This is a genomic window from Pseudomonas flavescens (assembly GCF_013408425.1).
Lineage (GTDB): Bacteria > Pseudomonadota > Gammaproteobacteria > Pseudomonadales > Pseudomonadaceae > Aquipseudomonas > Aquipseudomonas fulva_A.
In genome coordinates this window covers 5,366,747-5,379,894 of the sequence record NZ_JACBYV010000001.1, presented here as the reverse complement: position 1 = coordinate 5,379,894, position 13,148 = coordinate 5,366,747, and the positions used below count along the sequence as shown (strand labels likewise).

Sequence of the window (13,148 nt, the reverse complement as noted above, 5' to 3'; positions counted from 1 at the left end):
TGAACGAAGGCTGAACGAGAGCCTGAAAGCCACCAAGGCGGCGCCCAGGCTGCCTAGAATCGGCGGTTTTCCTCGAAAGCCCTCACGCCATGCACCTCAGTTCAAATGCCCGATGGCGCCCTCGCGCGCTGATCATCAGCCATCTGCTCATCGCCCTGCTGTTCGCCAGCTGGCTGTGGCCGGTGACTCGTACTTACTGGAATCAGTTCGACCTGTGGCTGTTCCACCTGCTCAACGACCCGGTGCATGCCGCCGGCCTGTGGGCGCACATCTGGGCCATCGGCAGCATGCGTCCGGTGGACGCCGGCGTAGGCCTGGTGATGTTGGCGATCATGCTGCGCGCCGGCCTCATATTTCCGGCCTCACAGGTGCGTACCGGCTTCTATGCCTTTCTGGTGGCGCTGACCGTCATGCTGCTGATGCGCGTGCTGTTCGCCGACCTCGTCGAGTACATGAACTGGCAACACGCCAGTCCCTCGCTGCTGGTGGAAGGCAGCGCACGGCTCACCGAAATGTTCCCGGCCTGGGAGGAACGCTGGGACCTGAAGGACAGCGCCAGTCGCAGTTTCCCCGGTGACCACGCCTCGGTGCTGATGATCTGGGCGATGTTCTGCAGCTTCTTCGTCAGCGGCTGGCGCCGTGCGCTGGTCTGGACGGTGGCGGTGATCGGCATGCTGCCGCGTCTGGTGGCCGGGGCGCACTGGGGCGCGGATGCCCTGGTCGGCGGCGTGCTGCTCAGTGTGCTGGGTATCGCCTGGAGCTGCTATACACCGCTGGCCTCGCGCGCCAGTGCAGCCATCGAGCGCCTGACCTCGCCACTGATGCGCAGCCTGGCAAAGGCGCCCGTGCTGCGCTCACTCAGTGTGATCGCTGGCGGCTACTCCACCCAGTCGCCCGAACCGCCGCGCAGGTAGAACAACTGCCGACGCTGCTTCTTGCTGGGTCGCCCCTCGGTCTGTACGCCAAGGGCGCCAGCCTTGCGCTGTTCGGCAGCCAGCTCACGTCGCACGATGCTCTCGCCGGTCTCGGCATACAGCGTCTGCGCCTCCGGTGCGCCACGGCGCACCACCGACAGCGCCTGCACGATCACCGTACGTTCCTCGAAACCGGTGCGAATCACGTACTCCTCGCCTACCTTCGGCTCCTTGCCCGGCTTGCAGCGCTCACCACGACAATGCACCTTGCCGCCTTCGATCGCCGCCTTGGCCAGCGCACGCGTCTTGAAGAAGCGCGCGGCCCACAGCCACTTGTCCAAGCGTACCTTGTCATCGGCATCCTGCTTTGCCACCATCACCTCACCGTTGATTGAATTGCCATCACAATTTCGCTGCCACATCAGCCTGTCCATATTGTCATACGGACACAAGCATTGATCGTGCAAACGCTATATCGGAGCAGCAGTGACCCACTTCCCCAGCGATCTTACCCATCCCGAAAAATGTCGCGGCTGCCAGAGCAGCCCGCCACTGGATTTCGACTTTCATTTCGCTTTCCAGCCCATCGTCGACGTTCGCACCCGGCAGGTGTTCGCCCATGAAGCACTGGTTCGCGGTACGGCGGGCGAAGGCGCGATGAGCGTGCTGGAGCGGGTCAACGACGATAATCGCTACCGGTTCGACCAGCGCTGTCGCACCCAGGCAATCGCCGAGGCGATGCAATTAGGCATGGACACCTACCTGTCGATCAACTTTCTGCCCAATGCCGTCTACCGCCCTGAGTTGTGCATTCGCAGCACCCTGGAAGCGGCACGCCAGCACAACTTCCCGTTGGACAAGCTTATTTTCGAAACGCTGGAAAGCGACCACATGCGCGACAGCAAGCACCTGACACACATCCTGCGTCAGTATCAGGAGTTCGGATTCAAGACCGCGATCGACGATTTTGGCGCCGGCCATTCAGGCCTCACCCTGCTGGCCGACTTCCAGCCCGACTTGATCAAACTGGACATGGCACTGATCCGCAGCGTAGATCAGGACAAGGCTCGCCAGGCCATCGTGCGGGGCATCATCGCCATCTGCCGTGACCTCGGTGTTCAAGTGATCGCGGAAGGTATCGAGACGGCCGGCGAAAGAGACTTTCTGGCCTTTGCCGGGATCGATCTGATGCAGGGTTACCTGTTCGCCAAGCCGCTGTTCATGGGCTTGCCGACGATTGCGGAGCAGGCTTGGCCCGCCGCGAATTCGACTCACTGACAGGCGCGCACGAGCGCTCATTTTCAGTACCATGAGCGCCCTAGAGCCAGATCTCAGCCGCAACGGAAGCCTTTCTTGAAGACATTCGACCACCTCAACGTGATCGGCCTGCGCGAATGGGTCAACCTGCCGGAGCTGGGTATCATCGGCCTGCGGGCCAAAATCGACACCGGCGCCAGCACGTCGAGCCTGCATGCCAGCGATGTCCAACCGTTCGAACGAGACGGCGAACGCTGGGTCAGATTCACTGCCTATATCGGCACCCAGGTACAGCGTCGCCATCGCTGCGAAGCGCGCCTGGTGGCCTACAAGAGCATCAAGAGTTCCAACGGCCTGGCGCAGAGCCGCTACGTGATCCGCACCAGCCTGATGCTCGGCGATCTATCGTGGCCGGTGGAGTTCACGCTGGCCAGCCGCAAGACCATGCGCTATCGCATGTTGCTCGGTTCCAAGGCGCTGGTGGATGGCCACCTGGTGGTCAATCCGGCGCTCACTTACGTACAAGACAAACCCGTGCTTCCCGACCCGAGCGGTGCCCAATGAAAATCGCTGTGCTGTCGCGCAATCCGCGCCTGTATTCCACCCGCCGCCTGGTCGAAGCCGGGCAGCAGCGCGGCCATGAAATGGTGGTGATCGACACCCTTCGTGCCTACATGAACATCGCCAGCCACAAGCCGCAGATCCACTACCGCGGCAAACCGCTGGAAGGCTTCGACGCGGTGATCCCGCGCATCGGCGCCTCGGTGACCTTCTACGGCTGCGCAGTATTGCGCCAGTTCGAGATGATGGGCGTGGTGCCACTCAACGAATCGGTGGCCATCGCCCGCTCGCGGGACAAGCTGCGTTCGCTGCAGTTGCTGTCGCGCCGCGGCATCGGTCTGCCGGTAACCGGCTTCGCCCACTCGCCGGACGACATTCCCGACCTGATCGACATGGTCAATGGCGCCCCACTGGTGATCAAGGTGCTGGAAGGCACCCAGGGCATCGGCGTGGTCCTTTGTGAAACGGAAAAGGCCGCCGAGTCGGTGATCGAGGCCTTCATGGGCCTCAAGCAGAACATCATGGTCCAGGAGTACATCAAGGAAGCCGGCGGCGCCGATATCCGCTGCTTCGTGGTTGGCGACAAGGTCATCGCGGCGATGAAGCGCCAGGCCAAACCCGGTGAGTTCCGCTCCAACCTGCACCGCGGCGGCACCGCCAGCCTGATCAAGATCACCCCGGAAGAACGCATGACCGCCATCCGCGCTGCCAAGGTCATGGGCCTGTCGGTGGCCGGGGTCGATATCCTGCGCTCCAACCATGGTCCGCTGGTGATGGAAGTCAATTCCTCGCCAGGCCTGGAGGGCATCGAGGTGACCACCGGCAAGGACGTCGCCGGGATGATCATCCAGTTTCTGGAAAAGAACGGCGGCCCCAACCTGACGCGCACCAAGGGCAAAGGATGAATAAGGCATTCACGGGCCGCCTGGCCCTCATCGCTCCTGCCTCGGCGATCGCCGACGAGGTCTTCGACGCGACTCTGGCACAGCTCGAGGTGCAGAGCATCGACTATCACCTGGGCCGCAATGTGCGCGCTCGCCATCGCTACCTGGCCGGCACGCAGGTGCAGCGCCTGGACGACTTGCACGAGGCGTTCAGCCTGCCGAATATCGACGCCGTCTGGTGCCTGCGCGGCGGCTACGGCTGCGCGCAACTGCTGCCCGGCATTGACTGGGCCTTGCTGCAGCGCGCCAGCCCGCGCCCATTGATCGGCTACTCCGACCTGTCGCTGCTGCTCGACGCGTTCGGCCGCAACGGGCTGCCCGCCATCCATGGCCCGGTAACCACAGCCCTTGGCCTGCAGGCACTGTCGGCTCCGAGCGGGCAGCATGAACGCCTGGCCTCCATGCGCTCGCTCTGGGATCTGCTGCAGGGTCGCAGCCATTCGCTGCCGGCAAGACACATCAGTGGCCCTGCCTCTACCGTCCAGGGGCCCCTGGTTGGCGGCAACCTCACGGCCCTGGCCAGCGGCTGCGGCACCATCGCGGGCATGCAGTTGCCGACCGATGCCATCCTCATCCTCGAAGACGTCGGCGAGCCCTACTACCGCCTGGAGCGCAGTTTCTGGCAACTGTTCGAAAGTTTCGGCGAACGACGCCCGGCAGCGGTGTGCCTGGGCAGTTTCACCGATTGTCCGCGGCGTGGCGTGCAGCACAGCATCGAGGAAATCATCGGCGAATACCTCGCGCCGTTCGATATCCCGCTGTATGGCGACCTGCCCAGCGGCCATGGCGACGCCAACTTCGCCTGGCCCTATGGGCGACTGGGCACGCTGCAGGGGCAAAGCCTGAGCTGGTAGTTCAGGCTGACGACCGCTCTATCCAGGCGCGGAAATCCGCCTCGGCCATCGGTTTACCCAACAGATAGCCCTGGCCGAACTCGCAGCCCAGTGCCTTGAGGTGTTCGAGCTGCTCAGGCGTTTCGATGCCTTCGGCCACGCACTCCAGATCGAGGTTACGGGCAATCATCAGGATGGTCTCGACCAGCAGGGTATTACTGCCGGTCTCACCGGCACCGAGATCCTGTGTGAAACTGCGGTCGATTTTCAGACGATCCAGTGGCAGCCGCTTGAGGTAGGTCAGTGACGAGTAACCGGTGCCGAAGTCGTCGATGGAGAAGCGCACACCCAAGGCCTTCAGCGCCTGCATGTTGGCGATGCACTGCTCGACATCCTCGAGCAGCACACCCTCGGTGATTTCCAGTTCGAGCGCGGCAGCCGGCACCGCATGACGCTGCAGGCAACTGCTGACACGGGCAACGCAACCGCGGCTGCGCAGTTCGCGCGGGCTGAGGTTCACCGCCAGCACCAACTGCGGACACTCCGGCAGCCAGCGCTGCAAGGTAGCGCAAGCCTGCTCCAGCACCCAGTTACCGATCTCCTTGATCAGCCCGGTTTCCTCGGCCAATGGGATGAACTGGCCTGGCATCACTTCACCGCGCTCCGGGTGCGCCCAGCGCACCAGCACTTCCGCGCCGATGACCTGCCCATCGTCGAGCCGCAATTGCGGCTGAAAGGCCAGGTACAGCTGATTGCGAACGATCGCCTGGCGCAACTCACCCTGCAATTGCAGGCGTTGATCGATGGCTGCCTGCATTTCCGGCGCGAAGAAATGCAGGGCATTGCGGCCGGCCTGCTTGGCCCGGTACATGGCGGTATCCGCCTGCTTCAGCACATCGGCAGCGTTCTGCTCGCCGAATGGATGCAGAGCGATGCCGATACTGGCGCTGACCGCCAGCTCGTGCCCCTCGATCAGGCAGGTTCCCTCCAGGCTCTTGAGCAGTCTCTCCGCGGTTAGGGCAGCCTGTTCCCCTGCCAACTGCGGGTTGGCGTCCAGGGCCTCGAGCAGCACGACGAATTCATCGCCGCCCATGCGCGCCAGGGTGTCTTCGGCGCGAAGCTGGCCTGCCAGACGGGCTGTCACTTCACGCAACAGGCTGTCGCCCACCAGGTGGCCGAGGCTGTCGTTGACGGTCTTGAAATGGTCGAGGTCGATGAACAGCAGAGCACCCAGACTGCCGTCGCGCATTTCCCGGTCCATGGCGTGCTGCAGGCGATCGAGCAACAGACGGCGGTTGGGCAACCCGGTCAGCTCATCACTGTAGGCCAGGCGTTCGATCTCGCGCTGGTAACGCTGGCGCTCGGATATGTCGGAGATGCTGCAGCGAATCAGCGCGGGCTCGCCTGGCAGGCGCACCAGGCTTACCTCACAGGGAAAATGACGCCCGCTGCTGTCGCGGTGGGTCCATTCGAACACCGGTGCATCGCCCTGCAGGGCTGCCTCGACGTACACCCTGCCGGCCTGGGCGGACAGCGCCCCATTGGGCTGCAACAAGGGGCTGAGTTCGAACGGCCGGCGGCTGAGCAGATCCTCGCGACGACAGGCGAACATGCGCAGGGCGTTCTCGTTGAAGTCGACCATCCCGCCATCTCTGGTGTAGAGCAGGATGGCTTCGGGGGCATGCTCGACAATGGTGCGGTAGCGGGCTTCGGCCTCGAAGCGCGCACTGATGTCCTCGACCAGCAGAAGGAACATGCTGACGCGGCCGTTGCCGCGTCGCACGGCACGCAGGTTGAGGCGCGTATGCACCTCCGCACCGTCGGGGCGAATGAAGCGCCGATCGCGCTCGAAGCCTTCGCGAGAGCCTTGCAGCACATCGTCGAGCAGCAGGTGCTCAATTTCGAGATCCTCAGGGAGGCTGATGGTTTCCCAACTGCACGCCAGCAACTGCTCGCGGCTGCGCCCAAGGATGCCGCACAGTTTGAGGTTGACCTCTTCCCAGCCAAAGGTGGGAGTGATCAACGCCATGCCGATCAGCGGCGCTTCGAAGAACAGCCGCAGGCGATCATCGCGCTCGCGCAGTTGCTGTTCGGTACGGCGTCGCGTGGTGATGTCCTGAACGGCGCCATACAAGCGAACCAATTCCGTGCCATCGCGCTCGGCTGCGCCACGCAGGCGAATCCAGCGTGTCTTGCCAAGAAAGGTCGTTACCTTCACTTCGAGATCGAAACGCTCGTCACCCTCGATCATCTTTTGCAGCGTCTGATAAGCCAGTGCCTGGCCGGCCGCATCGAACTGACCCACCGACTCTTCGAAGGTGAGCGTAGCGTTGCGCGGATCCAGCTCATAGATCTTGAAGCAGCCCGCGCTCCAATACATGCTCATGTCGTGCAGGTTGAGCACCCAACCACCCAGGCTGGCGATGTCTTCCGTCTGGCTGAATAGGTGGCTTTGCTGAAGCAATTCCTCGCGCTGGCGGGCTACCTCCTGCGCCAGCCGTTCGCGGGCACTGACATCCTGCTGCATGACGATGAAGTGACTGAGGCCCGACTCATCATGCATCGGCGCCAGAATCACTTCGCTCCAGAAGGGCTGACCGTCCTTGCGTTGCAAACGCAGCACCGCATTACCCGGGGCACCACGGCGAATGGCCGTTTCCAGCACCCGCATCTCTTCAGGGCGCTGTTCATCGCGCAGCAACCGGCGCAGGCCAAGCCCGAGGCTGCCTTGACCGTCATGGCCGGTGATACGCTCGAACGAGGGGTTGCAGTAGATCAGCGGCAAATCCTCGCGCCTGGCATCAGCGATCACCACGGCGAGCGGGCTGGCGTCCAGCGCCAGGTTGGCGAGCGCCAATTGTCGCTGCATCGCATCGCTACGGCTAAGAGCCAGGCGCAGATCACTGAGGCTGCGACCGACCAGAAGCGCCGCCAGCGTGAGCAACAGAATGCTGAAGTGCAGCTCCAACCGCTGCGGTTCGATCCAGCTCGAATTAGCGGCCACGCCGTGAAACCACGGCAATGCCAGAATGCTCAGCACGCTCATCGCCGCGCCACACAAGGCACCGGCAAACCCCCAGACCAACGCCAGGCTGAGCATGACCAAACCAATGAGGGGCAGCTTCAGACTGAGTGGCAGAAGCTCAAGGAGTACCGGTAAACACACCAGCAGAAGCAGCAACACAGACCTGGACGGCAGAGCACGCAGGACTTCTGGCACCTGCTGCAGCGGCGCTGAAATGCCCTCGACGCTCACCGACCAGCCCCGGCGACGCAACCAGGGCGTGACGTAGGTCAGCAACGGAATGGAGATCACCAGAGCGGTCAGGCTGTCAGCCAACCAGAGCGACAGAGCTACCTGTGGCGCCCCCTGTGCGGACAGGCCACGGAGCAGCAGCAAACTGCCGAGCAGCGCCAGACAGGTGATCGCCGTCGGCACCAATACGCCCAGCAGGATGAAACGCAGCAAGTGACTGATATCCGGTAACGCCGCGTCGAATGGCCGCCAGCGCAACGCCAGATAACAGAACACGACCCCCAGCGTCTCCGGCAACGCATGCACCGGCGCCCAATGCCAGTCGAGCCCCCAGAGCGGAGCGCTGAGCATCGCATTGGCGTACAACCCCACCAGCACGCGGGGTCCCCACCAGAGGGTCAGCACCAGTCCCAAGGCAAAAGGCAGATAAAGGATCGCTATACCACCCTGGAATTGAGTGGTCAGGGAAAGCAGCGTGGCCAGATGGAACGCCGGAAGCGGCAACCACCATGTCCAGAACGGCAGGCGCTCGGAAGTGGGGGGCATGCAGACCTCATATCGATACGCCAGCACAGCATAAATCAGCCGGAACCAACTGGGCAGCTGCCTGCCTCGAAATAAAGCCTAGCCGAAAATCACGCCGCGTCGCGCGGCAGCAGCAGCCCCAGCGGCAAACAGATTCGCGCTTCCAGCCCGCCACCGGTACGGTTGCGAAGCTCGACGCTGCCGCCATGCAACGAGGCGATGCGTTTGACGATAGCCAGGCCGAGCCCTGCACCCTGCCCCCCACGCGCCCGGTCGCCTCGGATGAACGGGTTGACGATGTTGCCAAGCTCGCTCGGGTCGATGCCGGTACCGCGGTCCATCACGCTGAGTACCACGTAGGGTGCACTGTGATCATCGGCCACCGAGAGAACGATCTCCACGGCACCGCCGCCGTAGCGCAGGGCGTTCTCGATCAGGTTGACGATCAGCCGCTTGATCGACACGCGGCGCAGCGGGAATGCGGGCACCGCCTCGAGAAACAGGCTGACCTGCTCCTGTTTCTGGTTGTAAGGCGTCACCACTTCGCGGATCAGCTCGGGCAGATTCAACTCCTCCACCGGCTCGTCACGGCCATCGCGGATGAATGCCAGGAACTGATCGAGAATGGCATCCATATCCTCGATATCGCGCACCATGTCTTCGGTCAGTTCGGAGTCGTGATCGAGAAACTCCAGCGACAGACGCAGACGCGTCAGCGGCGTGCGCAGGTCGTGAGACACCCCTGCCAGCATCAGTTCGCGCTCACGGCCGGCCTGCTCGACATCCTCGGCCATCTGGTTGAAGGCACGGTAAACCTCGGCCATCTCGCTCGGCGTGTCGCTGACCGGCAGCCGCACGCTACGCCCCTGACCGAACTGCCGGGCGGCGAACACCAGGCGCTTGAGCGGCGCGCTGAGCTGGCGCACGAAAATCCACGCCGCTGCGGTGGACAGCAGGCCGATACCGAGGAACCAGCCCAGTACGCTCCAGATACGCTGGCCGCGCAGCGGATGCGGGTAGAGCGGCACCCGCAACCAGTCATCGCCCAACGTAGGGGCATGCACCCACAAGGCAGGCGGACTCTTGGCACGCACCCGGGTTTCGGTATCGGGACCGAGTTCGGACTGCATCTGCCGCTGGAATATTTCGCTGTAGGGCCAGTGCTCTTCGCTGGCAGGCACCTCGGTACGTGGCACCCGCTTGAGGCCGGCCGCCTCGGCGATATTGTTTCGGTCCTCCGGATCAGCCGCCCAGTAAGCGCGCAGCGTCAACGCAGCACCGTGACTGTACTGACGGTCGACCAGCACGTCCTCGTTCATCATCAGATAGACGAGGGTCAGCGCCTTGGAGAACAGCACGACGATCAGCACCAACCAGAGGGTGCGCGAGAAGAAGCTTTGCGGGAACCACAGCGGGGCTTTCATGGAGAACACACAATCCGTAGGTGTCAGCTAACTGGCGATCGGGATGCAAGGATCGCCAGCACGCTGGCTCCTAGATAGGTTTTGCCGCCGAACCGTTACTTGTTGCCGTCCGGCACGAACACGTAGCCCACGCCCCAGACGGTCTGGATATAACGTGGTTTGGAAGGGTCCGGCTCGATCAACCGACGCAGACGGGAAATCTGCACGTCGATGGACCGCTCCAGCGCATCCCACTCGCGACCGCGCGCCAGGTTCATCAGCTTGTCGCGGGTCAACGGCTCGCGGGCGTGCTGCACCAGCGCCTTGAGCACGGCGAACTCACCAGTGGTGAGCATGTGCACTTCATCGCCCTTCTTCAGCTCCCGTGTCGCCAGCGACAGTTCATACTCGCCAAAGGTGACGCTCTCGTCCTCGCTGCCCGGTGCACCTGGCACCACCGGTGCCTGACGACGCAGCACGGCCTTGATCCGCGCCAGCAACTCGCGCGGGTTGAACGGCTTGGCCAGGTAATCGTCAGCACCCAGTTCCAGGCCCTGAATACGGCTGCCCTCGTCGCCCTTGGCGGTGAGCATGATGATCGGCACCTGATTGTTCGAGGCACGCAGGCGTCGACAGGCACTCATGCCGTCTTCTCCTGGCAGCATCAGGTCGAGTACCACCAGGTTGAACAGTTCGCGCGAAAGCAGGCGATCCATCTGCTCGACGTTCTCCACCGCACGTACGCGGTAGCCTTGCTCGTCGAAGAAACGTTCGAGCAGACGCCGCAGACGGGCATCGTCGTCGACAATCAGGATTTTCTCACCTTCGACCGGTTGTGCTGCAGTGCTGCTCATAGGGGCTCCTTGATCGAGAATCCGCGACGCGACGCGCCCGACTTCAACGCGGCATTATGGCTCAGAGGCCGTATAGACCACGTATTGTCCATTGTTAGCAGATTTTTCGCTGCCCTTGGCGCACTTCGTTTCCTTTGATGGTCTCACGGCTGCTCATGTCGGTGACCTGAGCGCATCTTTGCGGGGCTATAATGCGCCGCTTTATCGTCCGGCCGATCATGAGCGAGGCCGGTTTTCGTAGTTCCAGGGTGGATTTTTCCTTCTATGCTCAGCATCAACAACCGTATCGCCGAAGAACTGGGCGTACGCCCGCAACAAGTCGCCGCCGCTGTCGCACTGCTCGACGAAGGCTCCACCGTGCCGTTCATCGCACGCTACCGCAAGGAAGTCACCGGCAGTCTCGACGATACCCAGCTGCGCAATCTGGAGGAGCGGCTGCGCTACCTGCGCGAACTCGACGATCGCCGCGCCAGCATCCTCGCCAGCATCGAGGAACAGGGCAAGCTGACTCCGGAGCTGACCCGCGAAATCAATCTCGCCGACACCAAGACCCGCCTGGAAGATCTTTACCTGCCGTACAAGCAGAAGCGTCGCACCAAAGGCCAGATCGCTCTGGAAGCCGGCCTTGGCGAGCTGGCGGACGCATTGTTCAATGACCAGAACCTGACCCCGGAAACCGAAGCCGTGCGCTTCATCGATGCCGAGAAGGGCTTCGCCGACACCAAGGCGGTGCTCGAGGGCGCCAAGTACATCCTCATGGAACGCTTTGCCGAGGACGCCAGCCTGCTCAGCAATCTGCGCGGCTACCTCAAGGACAACGCCACCCTGAGCGCCCGGGTGATCGCCGGCAAGGAAGCGGAAGGCGCCAAGTTCCGCGACTACTTCGAGCATGACGAGAAGTTCAAGGGCGCCCCGTCGCACCGCGCCCTGGCCATTTTCCGTGGCCGCAACGAGGGCATTCTCAGCGCCAGCCTCAAGGTCGGCGAAGAACTGCCGGGCACCCTGCATCCGTGCGAAGGCATGATCGCCGAGCGTTTCGGCATCTCCAACCAGGGCCGCGCCGCCGACAAATGGCTGGGCGAAGTGGTGCGCTGGACCTGGAAGGTCAAGCTCTACACCCACCTGGAAACCGACCTGCTGGGCGAACTGCGTGAGGGCGCCGAAGATGAAGCCATCAGCGTCTTCGCCCGCAACCTGCATGACCTGCTGCTGGCCGCTCCGGCTGGCCCGCGTGCGACCCTGGGCCTCGACCCGGGCCTGCGCACAGGCTGCAAGGTCGCCGTGGTCGACGCCACCGGCAAGGTACTGGATACCGCCACCGTCTACCCCCACGCACCGCGCAATGACTGGGACGGCACCCTCAACGTGCTCGCCAGACTGTGCGCCAAGCATGGCGTCGACCTGATCGCCATCGGCAACGGCACCGCCAGCCGCGAGACCGACAAGCTGGCCATCGAACTGATCAAGAAATACCCAGGCCTGAAGATGACCAAGATCATGGTCAGCGAAGCCGGTGCATCGGTGTATTCCGCCTCCGAGCTGGCTGCCAGAGAGTTCCCGGACCTCGACGTATCCCTGCGCGGTGCCGTCTCCATCGCCCGTCGCCTGCAGGACCCACTGGCCGAACTGGTGAAGATCGACCCGAAATCCATCGGCGTGGGCCAGTACCAGCACGATGTCTCCCAGCTGAAGCTGGCTCGCAGCCTCGACGCCGTGGTGGAAGACTGCGTGAACGCCGTCGGCGTGGACGTCAACACCGCCTCCAGCGCACTGCTGGCCCGTATCTCCGGCCTCAATGCGACCCTGGCGCAGAACATCGTCGCTCACCGCGATGCCCACGGCGCATTCAAGACCCGTGACGCCCTGAAGAAGGTCCCACGCCTCGGCGACAAGACGTTCGAACAGGCTGCCGGCTTCCTGCGCGTCATGAACGGTGAAAACCCGCTCGATGCCTCGGCGGTTCACCCGGAAACCTACCCGCTGGTGCAACGCATCGCCGTCGACACGGGCCGCGATATCCGCTCGCTGATCGGCGATGCCGGCTTTCTCAAGCGCCTGGACCCGAAGAAGTTCACCGACGAGACCTTCGGCCTGGTGACCGTGGGCGACATCCTCAGCGAACTGGAAAAACCCGGCCGCGACCCGCGCCCCGAGTTCAAGACCGCCGAGTTCCAGGAAGGCGTGGAAACCCTCAAGGATCTCGAACTGGGCATGATCCTCGAAGGCGTGGTGACCAACGTCACCAACTTCGGCGCCTTCGTCGATATCGGTGTTCACCAGGACGGTCTGGTGCATATCTCGGCGCTGTCCGAGAAGTTCATCAAGGACCCGCACGAGGCGGTCAAGGCCGGTGACGTGGTCAAGGTCAAGGTCATGGAAGTAGACATCCCGCGCAACCGCATCGCCCTGTCGATGCGCATGGGCGACACGCCAGGCGAGAAAGTCGAAGGGCCACGTGGCGGCGGTCGCCAGGGTGGCGGCAAGGGGGGTCAGGCACCACGCAGCGAGCGCCATTCGGGCCAGGAAAAACCTGCACCGGCCAATGCCGCCATGGCTTCGCTGTTCGCCAACGCCAAGCAACTGAGGAAGTGAGCCTGTGAA

The 13,148-nt window shown here is 63.2% G+C and carries 10 protein-coding genes; 6 read left to right on the top strand and 4 right to left on the bottom strand.

Annotated elements, in window-relative coordinates; genetic code table 11:
- Window positions 1-89 precede the first annotated feature (89 nt).
- Entirely contained in the window at window positions 90-914 is an 825-nt protein-coding gene (locus FHR27_RS24060; RefSeq protein WP_042554502.1) for a phosphatase PAP2 family protein, read from the top strand.
- On the opposite strand, the gene FHR27_RS24055 is transcribed toward FHR27_RS24060, so the two are convergent.
- Window positions 878-1,291 carry an RNA-binding S4 domain-containing protein gene (locus FHR27_RS24055; protein WP_042554525.1) on the bottom strand — a complete coding sequence of 138 codons (414 nt, stop codon included), beginning with the start codon at window positions 1,289-1,291 and terminating at the stop codon, window positions 878-880. The genes FHR27_RS24060 and FHR27_RS24055 overlap by 37 nt on opposite strands.
- Before the next feature lie 109 nt (window positions 1,292-1,400).
- Here FHR27_RS24055 and rimA point away from each other — a divergent pair, with 109 nt between their 5' ends.
- The 4 genes from rimA to FHR27_RS24035 all read left to right on the top strand — a co-directional run bounded on the left by rimA (window position 1,401) and on the right by FHR27_RS24035 (window position 4,530).
- Complete coding sequence (gene rimA, locus FHR27_RS24050; protein WP_179539753.1) at window positions 1,401-2,192, top strand: S6 modification regulatory phosphodiesterase RimA; 792 nt, start codon at window positions 1,401-1,403, stop codon at window positions 2,190-2,192.
- A gap of 75 nt (window positions 2,193-2,267) precedes the next feature.
- On the top strand, window positions 2,268-2,735 hold the full coding sequence (gene rimB / locus FHR27_RS24045; protein WP_444964382.1) for a retropepsin-like aspartic endopeptidase RimB: 468 nt from the start codon (window positions 2,268-2,270) through the stop codon (window positions 2,733-2,735).
- A complete protein-coding gene (gene rimK / locus FHR27_RS24040; protein WP_042554499.1) occupies window positions 2,732-3,637 on the top strand; it encodes a 30S ribosomal protein S6--L-glutamate ligase in 906 nt (301 codons plus the stop codon). The genes rimB and rimK overlap by 4 nt, the downstream gene beginning before the upstream one ends.
- Window positions 3,634-4,530 (top strand): S66 peptidase family protein, encoded by an 897-nt coding sequence (locus FHR27_RS24035; RefSeq protein ID WP_179539752.1) that lies wholly within the window; start codon window positions 3,634-3,636, stop codon window positions 4,528-4,530. Before rimK ends, FHR27_RS24035 begins: the two co-directional genes overlap by 4 nt.
- 1 nt (window position 4,531) lies before the next feature.
- Here FHR27_RS24035 and FHR27_RS24030 read toward each other — a convergent pair whose 3' ends face one another.
- The 3 genes from FHR27_RS24030 to ompR form a co-directional block, all read right to left on the bottom strand.
- Window positions 4,532-8,311 (bottom strand): bifunctional diguanylate cyclase/phosphodiesterase, encoded by a 3,780-nt coding sequence (locus tag FHR27_RS24030; protein ID WP_179539751.1) that lies wholly within the window; start codon window positions 8,309-8,311, stop codon window positions 4,532-4,534.
- Between the two features lie 89 nt (window positions 8,312-8,400).
- A complete protein-coding gene (locus FHR27_RS24025) occupies window positions 8,401-9,714 on the bottom strand; it encodes an ATP-binding protein (RefSeq protein ID WP_042554496.1) in 1,314 nt (437 codons plus the stop codon).
- A gap of 95 nt (window positions 9,715-9,809) precedes the next feature.
- Window positions 9,810-10,547 (bottom strand): osmolarity response regulator transcription factor OmpR, encoded by a 738-nt coding sequence (gene ompR, locus FHR27_RS24020; RefSeq protein WP_179539750.1) that lies wholly within the window; start codon window positions 10,545-10,547, stop codon window positions 9,810-9,812.
- A 264-nt stretch (window positions 10,548-10,811) separates the two neighbouring features.
- Here ompR and FHR27_RS24015 point away from each other — a divergent pair, with 264 nt between their 5' ends.
- A complete protein-coding gene (locus tag FHR27_RS24015; protein WP_179539749.1) occupies window positions 10,812-13,139 on the top strand; it encodes a Tex family protein in 2,328 nt (775 codons plus the stop codon).
- Window positions 13,140-13,148: the final 9 nt, after the last annotated feature.

Coding starts and splice junctions, on each gene's coding strand:
- FHR27_RS24060 (WP_042554502.1), top strand. CDS start 90: ATGCACCTCAGTTCAAATGCCCGATGGCGCCCTCGCGCGCTGATCATC.
- FHR27_RS24055 (WP_042554525.1), bottom strand. CDS start 1,291: ATGGTGGCAAAGCAGGATGCCGATGACAAGGTACGCTTGGACAAGTGG.
- rimK (WP_042554499.1), top strand. CDS start 2,732: ATGAAAATCGCTGTGCTGTCGCGCAATCCGCGCCTGTATTCCACCCGC.
- FHR27_RS24035 (WP_179539752.1), top strand. CDS start 3,634: ATGAATAAGGCATTCACGGGCCGCCTGGCCCTCATCGCTCCTGCCTCG.
- FHR27_RS24030 (WP_179539751.1), bottom strand. CDS start 8,311: ATGCCCCCCACTTCCGAGCGCCTGCCGTTCTGGACATGGTGGTTGCCG.
- FHR27_RS24025 (WP_042554496.1), bottom strand. CDS start 9,714: ATGAAAGCCCCGCTGTGGTTCCCGCAAAGCTTCTTCTCGCGCACCCTC.
- ompR (WP_179539750.1), bottom strand. CDS start 10,547: ATGAGCAGCACTGCAGCACAACCGGTCGAAGGTGAGAAAATCCTGATT.
- FHR27_RS24015 (WP_179539749.1), top strand. CDS start 10,812: ATGCTCAGCATCAACAACCGTATCGCCGAAGAACTGGGCGTACGCCCG.